Source organism: Pseudoxanthomonas sp. X-1 (assembly GCF_020042665.1).
GTDB lineage: Bacteria > Pseudomonadota > Gammaproteobacteria > Xanthomonadales > Xanthomonadaceae > Pseudoxanthomonas_A > Pseudoxanthomonas_A spadix_A.
The window spans coordinates 840,743-858,464 of record NZ_CP083376.1; the positions used below are offsets into that span (position 1 = coordinate 840,743).

Genomic DNA, 17,722 nt, shown 5'->3' on the forward strand with positions numbered 1-17,722 from the left:
GTCACTCGGGCCCGCCGCCGTCCCGCCATCGCCGTGTACGTCTGCATCTGCAACGGGGTCACCGACCACCAGATCCGCGAAGCCGCCGCCAACGGCTGCAGGACCGTGTCCGAGTTGACCATGCGCACCGGCGCCGGCAGCACCTGCGGCAGCTGCCTGGACATGGCCGCCGATCTGCTCGCCGAACATCACGCCGCGCTGGACTTCCCGCTGCCGCTGCTGGGCACCGCGCTGGCCAACGCGGCGTAGAGGCCGTGCCGCCCGCGCACGGCGCGGGACTGATCACGATTCGCGTTTCCTCACCGCTTGCCGGCGGCCGCTATCCTGCGCGTCGATTCTCCACGCAGGGCATGACGATGAAGGGCGACGCCAAGGTCATCGAGTTCCTCAACAAGGTGCTCTACAACGAGCTGACCGCGATCAACCAGTACTTCCTGCACGCCAAGATGCTCAAGCACTGGGGGCTGAAGGAACTGGCCGAGTACGAGTACAAGGCCTCCATCGACGAGATGAAGCATGCGGACAAGCTGGCCGACCGCATCCTGTTCCTCGAAGGACTGCCGAACTTCCAGGCCCTGGGCAAGCTGCGCGTGGGCGAGAACCCGCGCGAGATGCTGCAGTGCGACCTGGCGCTGGAGACCGAGGCGCTGCCGCTGCTGCGCGAGGGCGTGGCTTACTGCGAAACCGTGGGCGACTACGTCAGCCGCCAGCTGCTGGTGGACATCCTCGACTCGGAGGAAGAGCACGTGGACTGGCTGGAAACCCAGCTGGACCTGATCGTGCGGATCGGCGAGCCCAACTACCTGTTGACCAAGCTCGACGACTGAGCCGCGGCCGGCGCGCTTTCCAGGCGCGCCAGATAGTCCTGCAGCGCCACGCGCGCGCGGGCGAACTCGGCGATCACCAGGGCCACGGCCACCGCCGGGCGCTCCAGGCGCGCCTCGCGCGCGCCCAGTTCGACGCGCTTGGCCGCGGCCGACAGCGCCATCGCGCCGAGGTTGGCGCTGGAGGACTTGAGCGAGTGCGCCGCCGCGCGCATGGCCTCCAGGTCGGGCGCGGTCGAGGCGGCCTCCAGCTCGGCGATCAGGCGTGGGGCGTCCTCCAGGAAGACCTGGATGATGCGCGCGGTATCGGGGCCGGTGAACTCGGTCAGTTCGTCCAGCAGCGCGCTGTCCAACACCACCGGAGCGCCGAGCGCCGGTGCGCCGGCGGGCGCGGCGGAAGGCGGCGGGCGCGGCAGTGCCTCGGGCGCCACGGCGGGAGCCGTAGCGGCGGAAGCAGTGGAAGCGGCGGGCCGTGCGACAGGGGTTGGCTGTGCGACAGGGGCGGGCGGGGTCTCGTCCGCAGGGGAGGCGTCGCCCACCGGCGGCAGCCAGCGCTGCAGGCACTCCTCCAGCAGGGCGCGCGAGACCGGCTTGGACAGGTAATCGTCCATGCCCGCATCCAGGCAGCGTTGACGGTCGCCGGCCATGGCGTTGGCGGTCATGGCCACGATCGGCACGCGCGGCTGGCCGCGCTCGGCCTCGCGCTCGCGCCAGCGGCGGGTGGCGGTATAGCCGTCCAGCAGCGGCATCTGGCAGTCCATCAACACCAGCGGGTAGCGGGTGCGCTCCATCCGCTCCAGGGCCATCACGCCGTTCTGGGCGTGGTCGGCGCGGAAGCCCAGCGATTCGAGCATCTTCTCGGCCACCGCCAGGTTGACCGGGTTGTCCTCGACCAGCAGCACGCGTCGCCCGTCCGGGGCGAGCGGCAAGGCGTCAGCATCGGGCGCGGCCGCGGGCGGCGCTGCCGTGGCGTCGGCCGCGGCCTCCGGTTCTGGCAGCGGCAGCGGCTGCTCGACCTGGCTCGGCCCGGTCGTCGCCGGGACCGGCGGCCTGGAAACGGTGGCCAGCACCGCGCGCAGGTCCGACTCATGGGCCAGGCGCGGCAGCGAAGTGGCGCCGGCGCGCAGGTCTTCGGGCACCGGCTCGTCGCCGTACAGCCAGACCAACTGGGTGCCGGTGTCCTGCGCGAGGCGGCCGACCACGCGGTGCAGGGCGCGCGCGCTGCTGCGCATGCTCGGGGTCAGGTCGGCGACCACGCTGTTGAAGCCGGCGGTGCTGGAGCGCAGGCGTTCCAGCGCCTCCTGCACGGTCTCCACGCACTGCAGCGAAGTATTCCACTGCGGCACCAGGCCGGACAGGCGCGAGCGCAGCCGTCCGTCGGCACTGACCAGCAGCACGCGCGCCTGCTCCGGGCGGGCCGGCGCGGACAGGTCGCCCAGCGCCTTGAGCAGCGGGATCTCGAACCAGAAGGTCGAGCCGCGCCCGGGTTCGGACACCACCGCGATGCGCCCGCCCATCAGGCCGACGATGCGCTTGCAGATGGCCAAGCCCAGGCCGGTGCCGCCGAACAGTCGGGTGGTCGAGGCGTCGGCCTGGCTGAAGGGGCTGAACAGCCGCGCCTGGCCTTCGGCGTCGATGCCGATGCCGGTATCGCGCACCTCGAAGCGCAGCAGGTGCTGGGCGCCGGTCTCGCCCAGGCGTCGGGCCACCAGGGTCACCGAGCCGCGCTCGGTGAACTTGATGGCGTTGCCGATCAGGTTGGTCAGCACCTGGCGCAGGCGCAGTGGGTCGCCGCGTACCGACAGGCGCACCGTCGGGTCCAGCTGCAGGCCCAGGCGCAGGCCGCGGTTCTCGGCCGGGCGCTGCATCAGCTGCATGACCTGCTCGAGCACCTCGCGCAGGTTGAAGGCGGTGTTCTCCAGCTCGAGCTTGTTCGCCTCCAGCTTGGAGTAGTCCAGGATGTCGTCGACGATGCGCAGCAGCGTCTGCGAGGACGAGGTGGCGGTCAGCAGCAATTGGCGCTGATCCGGCGCCAGGGCCGAGCGCGAGAGCAGCTCGAGCATCGGCACGATGCCGTTGAGCGGGGTGCGGATCTCATGGCTCATGGTGGCCAGGAACTCGCCCTTGGCCAGCACCGCCGATTCGGCCGCCTGCTTGGCCTTGATCAGCTCGCCCTCGACGCGGCCCAGGCGCTCGACCTCGCGCTGGGCCAGCTGGCGTTCGGATTCGGCGATGGCCGCGCGTGCGTCGGCGGCCTCGGCATGGTGCGCGACCGCGTGCAGCAGGACGAGCGTGGCCACCGTCGCCAGCAGGGCCGCGATGCCCGAGGAGAAGGCCACCAGCAGCCACGGCCCGGGGACCATCGACAGGTCCAGCCACAGCGAGACCAGCAACAGCGCGGCCGCCGCCGCGGCCAGCCAGGACATCAGTGCCGCACGTCCTGGCGCGGCGACCACTACAGCACCGCGTTATGGAAGTCGAAGCCCAGGTCCTGGCCGACGCCCTGCACCAGGTTGCCCTGGATGAAGTCGACGCCCCCCATCCACATGGCCGCGGCGGCCTGCGGGTCCTCGATCTGCTGGCCGATCACCAGCAGGTTCTGGCGATGCGCCAGGTCGATGGTGGCGCGCAGCTGGCCGCGCAGCGCGGCGTCCTTGTGCGCGCCGGCGAAGCGGCTGGACACGCGCAGGTAGCTGAGCGGCAGCAGCGACAGCAGCGCCTCGGCATCGGTGCCCGGTTCGAACTGGCTGAGGCAGAACTGGACGCCGGCCTGCATCGGCGCCTGGGAGAAATCGCGCAGGGCCACGGTGTGGATCAGCGCGTCGGACAGCCGCAGGTCCACCACCAGCGCGGACGGCTCGATCCCGCGGCGGCGGATCTCGCCGATCAGCCAGTCGGCCGCGCCGGCGCGGCTCAGGGTCAGCGGCGACTGCGACACGAACAGGCGCAGCTCGGCGCCCTCGACCTTGCGCTTGGCGATCAGGTCCAGCGCGCGGGTGATGATCTGGCGGTCCAGGTCGACGATGTCGCCGGACAGCTCGGCCGCCGGCACGACCTGGGCGGCCGGCAGCAGCGTGCCGTCGGCCTGGCGCAGGCGCATGAGCACCTGGAACTGGGCCTGGTCGCCGCCGGCCACCGACACGATCGGCTGGAACAGCAGCTCCAGCGTGGTATCGGCCAGCGAGGCGCGGGCCTGTTCACTGGCCGACGGCGCCGGCACGTGCGCGGCGACGTGGCCGGGCTGGCTGCGCGCGGCCACGGCGGCGTGTTCGACCGCCTCCAGGGCCGCATCGCGGTCGGCGAAGCCCAGGGCCAGCTCGGAGTAGCCGATGATCGCGCGCAGCTGGATGGTCTCGTTGGCGCGCACGGGCAGCGATACCTTGGCCAGCTGGTCGTGCAGCGAGCGGGCGAAGCCCTCCAGCCCCTCGCGCGGCAGGCCGCGGGCCACGGCCAGGAAGCTGTTGTCGTTCAGGCGCGCCAGCGGATGCGGCGCGGCGAAGCCGGAGAGCTGGCGCGCGGCCTGCGACATCAGCTGCTCGAAGGCGGCGTAGCCATAGCGGTCGCGCAGGCCCAGGGCGCCGGCGATCTCGATGAAGAACAGGCCGCCGTCGGCGTGCTCCTCCAGCGCCGAGGTCAGCTGCTGCTGGACGTAGGCGCGGGTGTGCAGGCCGGTTTCGGGATTGACGTCCAGCGGCGTCTGGTTGATCTCGGGCGCGGCGCTGGCCAGCACCTGCACCGGCAGGCGCTGGCGCATGCGGCGGATACGGTTGGACACCGCGGCGATCAGGTGACGCGGGCGGATCGGTTTGGTCAGGAAGTCGTCGGCGCCGCTGTCCAGGGCGTCGTACTGGCGCTCCGGATCGGGATCACCGGTGAGGAACACGATCGGCAGGTCCAGGTACTCGGGCCGTTCGCGAATGGCCACGGTCAGCGACATGCCGTCCTGGCCGGGCATGTGCAGGTCCATCAGCAGCAGGTCCGGTACGAAGCGCTGGATGCTGTCGATGACCTTGTCGGCGTCCATCTCCACTTCGGCCAGCATGCCCGCGCCGTGCAGCACGCTCTGGGCGAACAGGGCCTGGGGGCGGTCGTCCTCGACGATCAGCACACGGTAAGGCGATTCGGCCGGGCCGCCTTCGCCGCCTGCCGCGCCCGCGGCGGGCGGCGCTCCCGGGGCCCCCGGCAGGCCGGCGCCGGCGCCGTCATCCGGGTCGCCTTCGGCGCTGGCCGACAGGGCCGGCACGTCGTCGGTCCAGCGCCGCCAGTAGTGCGGCGGCGGCATCTCGGCGCGCACCAGCGGGCGCGGCGAAGACGAGGGCGAAGACGTGGGGGACGGCGGTGCGGGCATCGGGCTTTCCGGCGTGACTGAGGTCCATTATGCGACGGACTGCCGTTAAAACGGGTTCTCGATGCGCTTACGGACGCGATGCGGCCGGAGGTGTCTGCCGGGGCCGCAGCCGCCGCCACACCGCGCGTGCGATCCAGCCCAGCACCACCGCGATGGTCACGCTCAGCACCACCGCCACCGACAGCGCCAGCCAGGGATGGGCCAGCGCCAGGGCCAGGCCGCCGGTGACCACCACGTCCTCGGCGAGCGAGGCGGTCCAGTTGCTGACCGGTTCGGGCGAGGTGTTGAGCAGCGCGCGCGAGCCGGCCTTGAGCAGGTGGCTGGTCAACGCCACGCCGGCGCCGGCCGCCAGCGCGCCGGTGCCCAGGTGGCCGTCGGGCGAGAGCGTGGCCGCCGCCAGGAAGGCGCCGGCCGGCACCCGCGCCAGGGTCTGCAGCAGGTCCCAGACCGAATCCACGCCGGGGATCTTGTCGGCGAAGAACTCGGCCAGCGCCAGCGCGCCGGAGGTGCCCAGCACCCACCACGACTGCGTGGCCTGCAGCGCCGGCGGCAGTTCGACCCAGCCCAGCAGCCCGGCCAGGCCGATGCCGAATACCGTCAGGTAGGCGCGGATGCCGGCCATCCACGCCAGCAGGATCCCGATCACGAACAGATGCGCTTCGGTCATGGCCAACACGCTCCAAAGGTCATCTAGACTGGGCGGCGACGGGAGGGGAACGCCAGGTCCCGTCGGTCAATCGCCAGTATAGGTCCCGCCGGGGCCGTGCCCGTGCAGGCGCGCGGAACGGTGGGCGGGCCGTGCCGGCTTCCACCCGGGGCCACTTTCGCCATGCATTCCAGCGCGCCGCAGTACCGCATCGTCCGGGGCCGGCCGGCTCGTCGCCTGCCGGCGCCGGTCCTGCTGGCGCTGGGGTGGTTGGCCTCGCTGGCGCTGGTCGCCGTCGCCGCGCTCTGGCTGGCGCGTCCGGCCGGCGTGGACCAGCTGCGCCAGCGCGCGGCGGGCGCCGAGGCCGCGCTGCGCCAGTCCAGCCGCGAGGCCGCCGAGCTGCGCCGCCGCGTGGTGGTGCTGGAGCAGTCCGACCGCATCAGCCGCGCGGCCAACCTGGACCTGCAGGACACCCTGGCCCAGCGCGAGACCCAGATCAACGACCTGCGCAGCGACTTGGCCTTCTACGCGCGCTTGGCCGGGCCCACCGCCCAGCGCACCGACCTGACCGTGTTCTCCTCGAAGTTCACCGCCCAGGGCGATGGCGCGTTCGGCTACCGGATCGTGCTGACCCAGACCCTGGACCGCGACGCGATCAGCACCGGGCAGATGCGCCTGGCGGTGGAGGGCGTGCGCGCGGGCCGGCACGAGACGCTGGACTGGGCGCAGCTGCACGCCGGTGGCGAGACCGCGCCGCAGGCATTCTCCTTCCGCTACTTCCAGGAGTTGTCCGGGCGCATCGTGCTGCCGGCCGGCTTCACCCCGCAGCGCGTGCGCGTGAGCCTGCAGGCGCCCGAACGGGCGCCGGTCGAGCGCGCGTTCGACTGGTCGCCCGCCCGCGGCTGACCCCATCCCCTCGTCCCACGGAGCGTGCATGTTGAAGAAGAAGAGCAGCTGGCACGACGGCCAGGCCGTCGACACCCTGATCGGCGCGCAGGTGGTGCTGCATGGCGACCTGCAGTTCAGCGGCGGACTGGTGGTCGAGGGCCGCATCCACGGCCGCGTCTTCGCCGCGCCCGGCCAGCCGGCCACGCTGACGCTGAGCGAGTCCGGCCTGATCGAAGGCGTGGTCGACGTGCCGGTGGTGATCGTCAATGGCCGCATCGAGGGCGATGTACGCGCGACCGAGCGGGTGGAACTGGCGCCCAGGGCACAGGTCAGCGGCAACATCCACTACAGGGTGGTGGAGATGCGCGCCGGCGCGGTGCTGGTGGGCCAGCTGATGCACCTGGCAGAGGGCGAGCCGGCGCAGGCCACAGCGCCCTTGCCGGCGCAGCTGGACGCGCTGCCGGCCGCAGCCAACGCGTAGGCCGCGCGGGCGCGCGCTCGGCCCTGTTCAGAAGCGGCCGACTAAGCTGGCGCCATGTCCGCGAACGATCCGTCCGCCGGCGCGCCGCGTCCGGCGTCCGAAGGCCCGCATCTGCTGCCGGTGAGCCGGGGCGCGCGGCTGACGGTCTACGGGCTGCTGGCCGTGCTGGTGCTTGCGCTGGGCTTCGGCGCCTGGGGGCTTTGGACGGTGTTCGGCGCCGGCGCCCGGCAGGGGCCGACCTCGGCGCAATGGCATGCCGCACAGGTTCGCGTGCGTGAACTGGAGCAGCAGGTCGCCACGCTCTCGCGCTCGGACCAGATCAGCCGCGAGGCCAACCGCGACCTGCAGGCCACCCTCAGCGACCGCGAGGAGCAGATCGCCGGCCTGCGCGCGGACGTGGCGTTCTACGAGCGCTTCGTCGGCGCCACCGCGCAGCGGCGCGGGCTGGCGGTGCACGAGCTCAAGCTGCAGCCACAGACCGACCAGGCCTGGCACTTCACCGCCACGCTCACCCAGAACCTCAACCGTGGCGCGGTCAACCGCGGCCGCCTGCAGCTGAGCGTGGAGGGCACGCGCGGCGGCAAGCTGGAGACGCTGGACTGGGGCCGGCTGCGCCAGCAGAGCCAGGCCGACGGCATGGCGTATTCGTTCAAGTATTTCCAGCAGATCGAGGGCGAGATCGTGCTGCCGCCGGACTTCCAGCCGCTGCGCGTCACCGCGCGCCTGCAGCCGGACAACGGCGAGCGCGTGGACCAGTCCTTCACCTGGGCGCAGGCCGCCGACGCGCAGGACGATGCGGCCCAGCGCCCGGGTTGAACTGGCCCCGTCCTGGCCCCATCCTTGCCGCCATGAGCACGCTCGTTTCCCTGCCCAACGCGACCCCGGCGCCGGATTACCAGTCGCTGGAGCGGCCGCTCAACTTCACCCACGCCGCCGCGGCCAAGGTGCGCGAGCTGATCGCCGAGGAAGGCAACGCCGACCTGGCGCTGCGCGTCTACATCGAGGGCGGCGGCTGCTCGGGCTTCCAGTACGGCTTCGAGTTCGACGAGAACCGCGCCGAGGACGACGTGGCCGTGCGCACCGACGAGGTCACCCTGCTGGTCGATCCGCTCAGCCTGCAGTATCTGATGGGCGCCGAGGTGGACTACACCGAGAGCCTGACCGGCGCGCAGTTCGTGATCCGCAACCCCAACGCCAAGACCACCTGCGGCTGCGGCAGCAGCTTCAGCATGTGATGCCGTCCGACGCGGGCGGCGCACGCACGCCGTTGCCTCTGCAGACCGGACCCTTGTCCGGTTTTTCGTTCGTGGCCGAGCCGCTCGACCGCGCCGACGCGCTGCGCGACGACCCGCGCGCGCTGGCCGCGCTGTGGCCGCAGGCGCGGGTGCTGGTGATCGACCCGGACGGGCTGGCCTACGCCGATCGCCACGGCGAGCTGCTGGCGCCCACCGGCGAGCAGCTGGGCGGCGGGCCGGGGCTGGCGACGTTCCTGGGCCTGCGCGGGGAGGTGGCGTGGTTCGCGATCTCTTCCGACGTGGTCGCCTTCCAGGCGCCGGGGCGGATGGAGCTGCGCCAGGCCGCCAGCGACTGGGCGCACGCCGATTCGACCGCCTTCGCCCAGGCGCGCGCGCTGCTGCACTGGCAGCGGCGCACGCGCTTCTGCAACGTCTGCGGCGGCCGGCTGGAACTGCGTCGCGCCGGCTATATCGCGCGCTGCCTGCAGTGCCGCGCCGAGCACTACCCGCGCGTGGACCCGGCGGTGATCGTGGCCGTCAGCGACGGCACGCGGCTGCTGCTGGGGCGCCAGGCGGCGTGGCCGGCGCAGCGCTATTCGGTGGTGGCCGGTTTCGTCGAGCCGGGCGAGAGCCTGGAGCAGACCGTGACCCGCGAGGTGCTGGAGGAGACCCAGGTGCGGGTGCGCGCGGCGCGCTATCTGGGGTCGCAGCCGTGGCCGTTCCCTGGCGCGCTGATGCTGGGCTTCGAGGCCGATGCCGAGCCCGACGCACCGCGCGTCAACGGCGAACTGGAAGATGCGCGCTGGTGCAGCGTGGAGGAAGTCGGCGCCGCGCTGCGCGGCGAGGGCGAGCTGCTGCTGTCGCCGCCGCTGTCCATCGCCCGCGCGCTCATCGCCCACTGGCACCGCAAGATGACGGCGTGAGCCCGTCGGCGGCGATGGCGATCTAGAATCCCCGCCACGCAAGGGAGCCTTCGAAATGTCGATCACGCTGGTGGCGATCGTGGTGACGGTGGTGCTGGGCCAGCTGGCGCCGCACGCGGTGGCCGCGTGGCGGCGCCACGACCTGTACGCGCGCTGGTTGCGCTGGCTGCAGGCGCGGCTGGGCGGCAGCGGGGTGTGGACCGGGCCGGCCGGGGTCGCGGTGGCGATCGCGCCGTGGCTGGTGCTGGTGATCGTGGTGCAGGCCTTGCTGCATGCGCCGCTCCTGGGCCTGCTGGGCCTGGTCTTCGGCGTGGCGGTGATGGTCTGGGCCTGGGGCCCGGGCGACCTGGATGCCGACGTGCATGCGGTGCTCGATGCGCAGGACGTGGCCAGCCAGCGCGTGGCGATGGCCCGGCTGGGGCCCGACAGCGACGACGCACCGGGCCTGGTCGAGGCGGTGTTCCGCGCTGCGCTGACGCGCTGGTTCTCGGTGGTGTTCTGGTTCGCGCTGCTCGGGCCCGCCGGCGCGGTGCTGTACCGGCTGTGCGCCTTGTCCGCGCGCGGCCCGGCGGCCGATGCCCTGCCCGAGGCGCACCGCGCCGGCGCGGCGCGGCTGCTGACCCTGCTGGACTGGCCGGTGGCGCAGCTGATGACGCTGTCGATGGCGCTGATGGGCAACTTCGACACGGTGTTCCGCGCCTGGCTCGGCGCCGGCGGCAACCGCTGGCGGCTGGATACCGGCTTCCTCGGCGCGGCCGCGCGTGCCGACGTCAGCGCCGAAGTCGCCGAGGAAGTGCAGGACTACCTCGACGACGGCCTGCCCCCGCCGCCGCAGCTGCTGGACATGCCCGACCTGCGCGACGCGATGAGCCTGGTCTGGCGCATCCTGCTGCTGTGGCTGGCGGTGATGGCGCTGCTGGTGATTGCGGGGTGGGTGAGCTGACGCGCTTGCGCGGCACTGCCGCGCGCGTCAGCGAACGCCCGGCCATGGATGGCCGGGCCGGTCGATCCGCCAGCCAGCGAGTCTCGCGCCATGGAGGGCGGTGAAGTAGGTGATCGAAGCGAGATCGCGGGCATGCCGCGCTCCGTCGAACGCCTGGCCGCTGCGACACGTCTGCCGCTCGAACCCGCGTTCCGGCTTCAGATAGATCACAAAGACTCGTCACTCCCGCGAAAGCGCGAGCCCATGGACGTTGGCGATCCGAGCGAACGTCCCTGGATCCCCACGTTCGCGGGTTGGCGAGAAGAAAGATTTCCGCGAACGGCGCAGGCGCCCGAACGCGACGAGCGTTTGCCCGCGCTGACGTCAGGCGGCGGCTGCCCTCACGCCCTGTCAGCGCTCACGCCGTGCGAGCACTCAAGCCGGCGGCGCCAGCAGCGTGAAGGGAAACCACGGCAGGTTGCGCAGCAGCCAGTAGGCCGGGATCACCACCAGCCATACCCGCGGGTCCATCGCCCAGCGCATGAAGGGCCGCAGCACGCGCGGCTGCCAGCCCCACGACCAGAACAGCATCATCGGCAGCAGCGGCAGCATCGCCATGCCCAGCGGATTCATGTGCAGCGCGGTGGGCAGATCGCCCTGCAGCAGCGCGTGCAGGGCGCGGGTCATGCCGCAGCCCGGGCACCACAGCCCGGTCAGGCCGTGGAAGAGGCAGCGCGGCAGCAGATTGCCCGGCTGGTTGGGATCGACCACCCGCAGCAGCATCGCGCCGGCGGCGACCACCGGAACGGTCGCCGCCAGCAGGAGCACGCGCGGGCGCGTCAGCGCGATCACTGTCCGGCCTGGGCCCGGATCTGCTGCATCATCAGCTCGTAGTTGGCCATCGCGTGGCCGCTGGCGAAGTTGTAGATCATCACCGCGATGCCGATGACGGCGAACACCGTGGTCACGATGCACCAGGTCTTGGCGGTGCGCGAGGCGCGCTGCGCTCCGGCGAAGTCGCCGGCGGCCAGCAGGCTGTTGACCTTGGCGGCGAACACGATCGCCACGATGCCGGTGATCAGGCCGGGAATGCCGCAGCACAGGCACAGGCTGAACACCGTGGCCAGGATCGCCCACACCAGATGATTGGGCACCGGGCCCGGCGCGGCGGCCTGCGACGGCGGAGTGTAGGGCGGCGGCGTGTACGGCGGCGGATCGGACGGCGGCATCGGCGGGCCGGGTGGTGGCGGAATCGTGCTCATCTACTCATCTCCCCAGGGGTTGGTGGCTGGAGTCTAGTCCAGCGTCGTGATCCTGCGAACTGCGCGGCGCTTCAGGCAGCATCGCCGCGCAATGCGCGCACGCGGGCTTCGAGCTGCTCGGCGCTGCTGTCGGCGGGCATCGGTGCGCCGGCGACGACCTCGATGCGCGCGCGGGAGCGACGCGGCAGGCGCATGCGGTGCAGGCGCGAGTCACGGTGCGACCACATGCTGGCCCACATGCCGCGCAGCGCCATCGGCACCACCGGCACCGGCCGGCGTTCGAGGATCTTCTCCACGCCGGACTTGAACGCGGCCATCTGTCCGTCCTTGGTCAGCGCGCCCTCGGGGAAGATGCCCACCAGCTGGCCGTCGGCCAGCGCCGCGTCGATCTGTTCGAAGGCCTCCTGCATCAGCGCCGGGTTCTCGCGCGCGCCGGCGATCGGAATGGCCTTGGCGTTGCGGAAGATCCAGCGCATCACCGGGATGTTGAAGATCCTGTAGTACATGACGAAGCGCACCGGGCGCGGGATCGCGGCCGACAGGATCAGCGCGTCCATGTAGCTGACGTGGTTGCACACGATCAGCGCGGGGCCCTCGTCGGGGATGCTGCGCTCGATGCCGTGCAGGCGCAGCCGGTACAGCGCGCGCACCATCACCCAGCTCAGGAAGCGCATCAGGAACTCGGGCACGATCGAGAAGATCCAGATCGCCACCACCGCGTTGGCGATGGCCAACGCCAGGAACACCTGCGGGATCGACCAGCCCAGGAAGCGCTGCACCGCGATGCCCAGCACCGCGGCGATGACGATGAACAGCGAGTTCTGGATGTTGACCCCGGCGATCACGCGCGAGAGTTCGCTGCGCGGGGTGCGGCTCTGGATCAGCGCGAACAGCGGCACCACGAAGAAGCCGGTGAACAGGCCGATGCCGACCAGGTCCATGCAGATGCGCCAGCCGCCGTGCGCCTGCAGGAACTGCATCACGCTCAGCCCGCTGTGCGCGGCCGCGCCCGGGCGGGCGAAATACAGGTCGAGCATGAAGGCGGTGATGCCGAACGCGCCCAGCGGCACCAGGCCGATCTCCACCACGCGCCCGGAGAGCTTCTCGCACAGCAGCGAGCCGGTGCCGGTGCCGATGGAGAACAGCGCCAGGGCGAAGATGTACAGCGAGGGCGTGCCGCCCAGGTTGACCTCGGCATAGGTGGGCAGCTGCGCGGTCAGCACGGTGCCGATGAACCAGAACCAGGACACGCCCAGGATCGCGTTGCGCACCGCCAGCTGCTTGCGCGCCAGGCGCATGATGGCCAGCGATTCGGAGAGCAGGTTCCAGTTGAGCTTGAGGTCCGGCGCGCCGGCCTCCACCCGCGGCACCATCCGCGCGACCAGGTTGCCGGCCACCGCGAACGCGATCACCGCCGTGGCCGCGGTGATCGGGCCGTGCGTGCCGGCGATCTGGAAGATCAGGCCGCCGAAGATCATGCCCACCAGGATCGACAGCGAGGTGCCCATCTCCACCAGGCCGTTGCCGCCGGTGAGTTCCTCCGGCTTGAGCACCGAGGGCAGGATCGAATACTTGACCGGGCCGAACAGGGTGGACTGGGTGCCGGTGCAGAACAGCGCCACCAGCAGTACGGGCAGGTTCTGCGTCATGAAGCCGACCGCGGCCAGCGTCATGATGCAGATCTCCATCGTGGTGGTGATCACGATCAGCCGCTGCTTCTCCAGCTTCTCGGCGATCTGCCCGGCGATGGAGGAGAACAGGAAGTAGGGCAGGATGAACAGCGCTGGCGCCAGGTTGGTGTACAGCGTGCGCTGCTGCGCGTCGATGCCCAGGTAGAACAGCAGGCCGATGATGGCCTGGCGGTACACGTTGTCGTTGAAGGCGCCGAAGCACTGGACGGCGAAGAACGGCAGGAAGCGGCGCTGCCTGAGCAGCTCGAACTGGTTGTGGCCCGAGGACATGCGCGATTCCGTGCGAGAGCTGGGGCGCAGCCTAGGCCATCGCGGGTGGGTTGGGGAAGCGGGGATTGGGGGAGCGGGGATTCGGGATTGGGGATTCGGGATTGGGGATTCGGGATTGGGGATTCGGGATGTGTGCGCTGCAGGGTGGCGCGGCGGGGTCGAGCGCGGAGCGCGGGGTGAACGGGCCTTATCGTTGACGCGCTCTGTGGGAGCCGCCAAGGCGGCGATGAGGCTTTCCCGGTAAAGCCCGTCGCCGCCTTGGCGGCTCCCACCAAGCTCTGCCCCCTCTCTTTCGCGAAGCGAAGGGAGGGATGGGGAGAGGTTGCTCTTAGGCTGGCGCCGCGCTGGCGCCGGATGTGCCGGGCTCGGAGACGGGGCCGCGGATCACCTCGTCGGCGGCGGCGCGCAGCTTCGGCAGCAGGCGCAGGATCAGGGCCAGCTGGGTGCGCAGCAGGCGCTGCTTGTCCTCGATGTCCTCGGGCATCTGTTCGAGCGTGTCTGCCAGCTCGGCCACGCCGGCATCCAGGTCGGCCGGCGGCGGCTGGCGCGCGGACAGCGCGCTCGCGGCCTGGCTCAGCGCGTCGTGCAGGCGCTGGCCGGCCTGGTCGATGAGCGCGTCGTCGGCATGCGGTGGCAGCGTGGCGCGGTGCGCGCCCAGCGCCGAGAGATAGCCCAGCAGCGTGTTGGACAGCGCCAGGAAGCGGAAGCCCGCATCCAGGTTGCGGCGCAGGTAGCCCGGCTCGCGCACCATGTTGGCCAGCGCCGCCGACAGCGCCGCGTCGGCGTTGTGCATGTCGCGCCGGGCGATGCGATAGGCCAGATCGTCGCTGCCGCGGCCGCGATACTGCGCCAGCACCTCGTCCAGGTAGCGGGTGCAGGCCTGCACCACCGCGGCCATCACCAGGTGCAGGCGCCGGCCCTGCCAGTCGGGCAGGATCAGGAACGAGGCCGCCGCGGCGATCGCGCAGCCGATCACCGTATCCAGCAGGCGCGGCCAGATCAGCAGGAAGCCGTCGCCCAGCAGGTTGAAGCACAGCAGCGCCATCACCGTGATCGCCGCGGTGGCGATCATGTAGCGGTCGGTGCGGGTGACGAAGAACACCAGCGCGCCGGCCAGCGCGATCAGCAGCTGCAGCTCGGTGCCAGGGAACAGCTGCATCAGCGCCCAGGTGGCGCCCAAGCCCACCAGCGTGCCGGCGATGCGCTGCACCAGCCGCAGGCGCGTGGCACCGTAGCTGGGCCGGCAGACGAAGGCGGTGGTCAGCAGGATCCAGAAGCCGTGATCGGGATGGATCACGCGCATCACCCCGTAGCCCACCGCCAGCGCGATGGCCATGCGCAGCCCATGGCGGAACAGCAGCGACTTGGGCGTCAGCTGCGCCACCAGGCGCGCGCCCATCTCGCGCAGCGTATGCGGCGAGGCGTCGCGCAGGCGCGTGTCGATGCCCTCGCTGGTGGTGTCCGACAGGGCGGTTTCCGCCAGCCGCCGTTCGATGGTCTGCAGGTTGGTGCCCAGCAGCTCCAGCGAGCCGAGCAGGCGGTTCCAGCGCGGGTTGTGCTGGTCGCGCAGGAAGGCCAGCGACTCGCGCAGGTCCGCGGTGGCGATGCGCGTCTGTTCGCCGTACTCGAACGGCGTGCGCATGCGGATCGCCACGCCCAGCGCGGCGCAGGCCTTGCCCTGCAGCGCCAGCAGGCGCTGGCAGCGGTACAGCACGTCGCTGTGGAAGAAGGCCTCGGTCAGGGCCTCGTAGGGGTAGTGCGAGGAACTGGCGCGTTCGTGGAAGTCCTGCGCCATGTAGTACAGGCGGAAGTACAGGCCCGACTGCACGCCGGGCCGGCCCGAGCGTCCGAAGCGCGCCAGGATCGCGGTCTTGGCGCCGTTGAGCGCCTCGACCACGCGCGCGTTCTGCTGGGCCAGCGCCAGCCGGCGCGCGTGCCCGTCGACCTCGCGCACCGGCTCGAACAGGTCGGCCTTCAGGCGCAGGAAGCGGCCCAGCTCCCAGAACAGGCGCGCGAGCCGCTCGCGCACCGGACGGTTGGCGAACAGCACCGTCCACAGGATCGACAGCAGTCCGTACCAGGCCGCGCCGAGCAGCAGCAGGCCGGTGCCCTGCCAACTGGCGGCGGTGTGCGCCGGCGCGGGGCTGATGCCGTGGTCCATGCCGATCATCGCGTAGATCGACAGGCTGACCGTGCCGGTGGCGATCGAGGCATAGCGTTCGCCCAGCGCGCCGAGCAGGGTCAGGGCGAAGGTCGCCAGCGCCAGGTTGTTCACGAACAGCAGCGGATGCGGGAACAGCAGCTTGACCGCGCCGGCGGCCAGCACGAAGCACAGCAGCGACAGCAGCACCGACTTGGTCCGGCCCAGCCAGTTGTCGTCGGTCTCGGCCAGCGCGCTGGCGATGATCCCCAGGAACAGCGGCGGGATCCACAGCAGCCGGTCGTGGTACCAGCACAGGCCCATGGCCACCGACAGCGCGATGAACACCCGCAGCCCGTAGCTGGCCTTCTCGTGGGCCCAGAGGCGGCCGAGGCGGGATTCGAAGGACGTGGACATGCTTGAGGAGCAGGGCACCGGGGCGGACGAGGTCCCAGTGTGCCGCAAGCCGACGCAATGCAACGTGGCTGGCGCGCGCCCGCCACGCGGCCTGCCGTGTCCGTGTGAGGCCCAGGCGCAGCACCGCCTCGGTGCGGGCGCGCCGGGGCCCGCGTGGGCCGCTCAGCCGTGTGGGTCGGAGGATCGGGGCGCGGGCGCCAGATCAGCGCATGCCGCCTTCGAGCCGGTGCGGCGGCGGCCGCCGGCGTTGGCGAGGCGCAAAAAGAAGCGCGCCCGGCGGGGCGCGTTCCGGTCAGCCTGTCGTGCCGAAGACGCGCGCGGTCAGCCCTGCGCGCGCGATCGCGCGCCAGCCGATGTCGCGGCGATGGAAGGCGTGCTCGAAGTGGATCTTTGCCACGCCGGCATAGGCGTTGGCCTGTGCCTGCGCGACGTCCTCGCCCAGCGCGGCCACGCACAGCACGCGGCCGCCGGCGCTGACCACGCCACCGTCCGCGTCCAGCGCGGTGCCGGCGTGGAAGACCTTGGCGCTGGCCGGCACGGCGTCCAGGCCTCCGATGACCTCGCCGGTGACCGGCGTGTCCGGATACGGGCGGGCGGCGATCACCACGCCCAGCGAGGGCCGCGGGTCCCACTGCGCCTGGACCGCATCGAGCCGGCCGTCGATCGCCGCCTCGACCAGCTCCACCAGGTCCGACTGCAGGCGCAGCATCACCGGCTGGGTCTCCGGGTCGCCGAAGCGCACGTTGAACTCGATCACCTTCGGCGCGCCGCTGGCGTCGATCATCAGCCCGGCATAGAGGAAGCCGGTGAACGGCACGCCGTCGGCGATCATGCCCTGCACGGTGGGCTCGACCACCTCGCGCATCACCCGGTCATGCACCTGCGGCGTCACCACCGGCGCGGGCGAGTAGGCGCCCATGCCGCCAGTGTTGGGGCCGGTGTCGCCGTCGCCCACGCGCTTGTGGTCCTGGCTGGTGGCCATCGGCAGCGCGGTGCGCCCGTCGACCATCGAGATGAAGCTGGCTTCCTCGCCGTCCAGGAACTCCTCGATCACCACCCGTGCGCCGGCCTGCCCGAAGGCGTTGCCGCTGAGCATGTCGCGCACCGCGGCCTCGGCCTCCTCCAGCGTCATCGCCACGATCACGCCCTTGCCCGCGGCCAGGCCGTCGGCCTTGATCACGATCGGCGCGCCCTTCTCGCGCACATAGGCCAGCGCCGCGTCCACGTCGGTATGCACTTGGTAGAACGCGGTCGGGATGCCGTGGCGGGCGAGGAAGTCCTTGGCGAAGGCCTTGCTGCCTTCCAGCTGCGCGGCGGCGGCGCTCGGTCCGAAGATGCGCAGACCCGCGGCGCGGAACGCATCGACCACGCCGAGCACCAGCGGCACCTCCGGCCCGACCACGGTCAGCGCCACGCCTTCGTCCTGGGCGAGCTTGAGCAGCCCTTGGATGTCGGTGACCTTGACCGGCACGTTGCGGCAGCCGCCCTCGGTCGCGGTGCCGGCATTGCCCGGTGCGACCAGGACCTCACTGACACGGGCGGACTGGGCCAGCTTCCAGGCCAGGGCGTGTTCGCGGCCGCCGGAGCCGATGACGAGGATTTTCATTGGGGGGCCGGGATTGGGGATTCGGGATTGGGGATTCGTTAGAAGCAGAAGCAGAAGCAGAAGCGGGAT

17 protein-coding genes are annotated in these 17,722 nt (G+C 71.6%); 8 read left to right on the forward strand and 9 right to left on the reverse strand.

What is annotated here, in order from left to right:
* Positions 1-33: 33 nt before the first annotated feature.
* Both LAJ50_RS03785 and bfr read left to right on the forward strand, forming a co-directional pair.
* Positions 34-249 carry a bacterioferritin-associated ferredoxin gene (locus tag LAJ50_RS03785; RefSeq protein WP_130550591.1) on the forward strand — a complete coding sequence of 72 codons (216 nt, stop codon included), beginning with the start codon at positions 34-36 and terminating at the stop codon, positions 247-249.
* Between the two features lie 107 nt (positions 250-356).
* Entirely contained in the window at positions 357-827 is a 471-nt protein-coding gene (gene bfr / locus LAJ50_RS03790; RefSeq protein WP_130550994.1) for a bacterioferritin, read from the forward strand.
* Here the strand turns inward: bfr and LAJ50_RS03795 are convergent.
* From LAJ50_RS03795 to LAJ50_RS03805, 3 genes are all read right to left on the reverse strand, one after another.
* Positions 800-3,250 (reverse strand): hybrid sensor histidine kinase/response regulator, encoded by a 2,451-nt coding sequence (locus LAJ50_RS03795; protein ID WP_138654347.1) that lies wholly within the window; start codon positions 3,248-3,250, stop codon positions 800-802. The two genes, bfr and LAJ50_RS03795, sit on opposite strands and share 28 nt — an antisense overlap.
* Positions 3,251-3,279: 29 nt before the next feature.
* Entirely contained in the window at positions 3,280-5,172 is a 1,893-nt protein-coding gene (locus LAJ50_RS03800) for an EAL domain-containing protein (protein WP_138654345.1), read from the reverse strand.
* A 67-nt stretch (positions 5,173-5,239) separates the two neighbouring features.
* Positions 5,240-5,839 (reverse strand): DUF4126 domain-containing protein, encoded by a 600-nt coding sequence (locus LAJ50_RS03805; protein ID WP_130550594.1) that lies wholly within the window; start codon positions 5,837-5,839, stop codon positions 5,240-5,242.
* 162 nt (positions 5,840-6,001) lie between these two features.
* Here LAJ50_RS03805 and LAJ50_RS03810 point away from each other — a divergent pair, with 162 nt between their 5' ends.
* The 6 genes from LAJ50_RS03810 to LAJ50_RS03835 are packed head-to-tail and all read left to right on the forward strand — an operon-like array spanning position 6,002 to position 10,288.
* Positions 6,002-6,724 (forward strand): DUF6776 family protein, encoded by a 723-nt coding sequence (locus LAJ50_RS03810; protein WP_224096459.1) that lies wholly within the window; start codon positions 6,002-6,004, stop codon positions 6,722-6,724.
* A gap of 28 nt (positions 6,725-6,752) precedes the next feature.
* Complete coding sequence (locus tag LAJ50_RS03815) at positions 6,753-7,187, forward strand: polymer-forming cytoskeletal protein (protein ID WP_138654343.1); 435 nt, start codon at positions 6,753-6,755, stop codon at positions 7,185-7,187.
* A 54-nt stretch (positions 7,188-7,241) separates the two neighbouring features.
* Positions 7,242-8,003 carry a DUF6776 family protein gene (locus tag LAJ50_RS03820; RefSeq protein WP_224096460.1) on the forward strand — a complete coding sequence of 254 codons (762 nt, stop codon included), beginning with the start codon at positions 7,242-7,244 and terminating at the stop codon, positions 8,001-8,003.
* A gap of 32 nt (positions 8,004-8,035) precedes the next feature.
* On the forward strand, positions 8,036-8,422 hold the full coding sequence (gene erpA, locus LAJ50_RS03825; RefSeq protein ID WP_130516543.1) for an iron-sulfur cluster insertion protein ErpA: 387 nt from the start codon (positions 8,036-8,038) through the stop codon (positions 8,420-8,422).
* The gene (nudC, locus tag LAJ50_RS03830) at positions 8,422-9,345 is read left to right on the forward strand and encodes an NAD(+) diphosphatase (RefSeq protein ID WP_138654341.1); all 924 of its coding nucleotides are present in this window, start codon (positions 8,422-8,424) and stop codon (positions 9,343-9,345) included. Before erpA ends, nudC begins: the two co-directional genes overlap by 1 nt.
* Positions 9,346-9,400: 55 nt before the next feature.
* On the forward strand, positions 9,401-10,288 hold the full coding sequence (locus LAJ50_RS03835; protein WP_138654339.1) for a hypothetical protein: 888 nt from the start codon (positions 9,401-9,403) through the stop codon (positions 10,286-10,288).
* A gap of 27 nt (positions 10,289-10,315) precedes the next feature.
* Here the strand turns inward: LAJ50_RS03835 and LAJ50_RS03840 are convergent, their stop codons facing one another.
* From LAJ50_RS03840 to purD, 6 genes are all read right to left on the reverse strand, one after another.
* Positions 10,316-10,498, reverse strand: coding sequence for a hypothetical protein (locus LAJ50_RS03840; RefSeq protein ID WP_138654337.1), 183 nt, complete (start codon positions 10,496-10,498; stop codon positions 10,316-10,318).
* Positions 10,499-10,702: 204 nt separating this feature from the next.
* Complete coding sequence (locus LAJ50_RS03845) at positions 10,703-11,119, reverse strand: DUF2752 domain-containing protein (RefSeq protein ID WP_224096461.1); 417 nt, start codon at positions 11,117-11,119, stop codon at positions 10,703-10,705.
* Complete coding sequence (locus tag LAJ50_RS03850; RefSeq protein ID WP_224096540.1) at positions 11,116-11,496, reverse strand: CD225/dispanin family protein; 381 nt, start codon at positions 11,494-11,496, stop codon at positions 11,116-11,118. Before LAJ50_RS03850 ends, LAJ50_RS03845 begins: the two co-directional genes overlap by 4 nt.
* A 104-nt stretch (positions 11,497-11,600) precedes the next feature.
* Positions 11,601-13,490, reverse strand: a complete 1,890-nt coding sequence (locus LAJ50_RS03855; protein ID WP_138654333.1) for an MFS transporter — start codon at positions 13,488-13,490, stop codon at positions 11,601-11,603.
* A 328-nt stretch (positions 13,491-13,818) separates the two neighbouring features.
* Positions 13,819-16,047 carry a YccS family putative transporter gene (gene yccS, locus LAJ50_RS03860; protein ID WP_138654331.1) on the reverse strand — a complete coding sequence of 743 codons (2,229 nt, stop codon included), beginning with the start codon at positions 16,045-16,047 and terminating at the stop codon, positions 13,819-13,821.
* A 292-nt stretch (positions 16,048-16,339) separates the two neighbouring features.
* Positions 16,340-17,653 carry a phosphoribosylamine--glycine ligase gene (purD, locus tag LAJ50_RS03865; protein ID WP_138654329.1) on the reverse strand — a complete coding sequence of 438 codons (1,314 nt, stop codon included), beginning with the start codon at positions 17,651-17,653 and terminating at the stop codon, positions 16,340-16,342.
* Between the last annotated feature and the right edge of the window lie 69 nt (positions 17,654-17,722).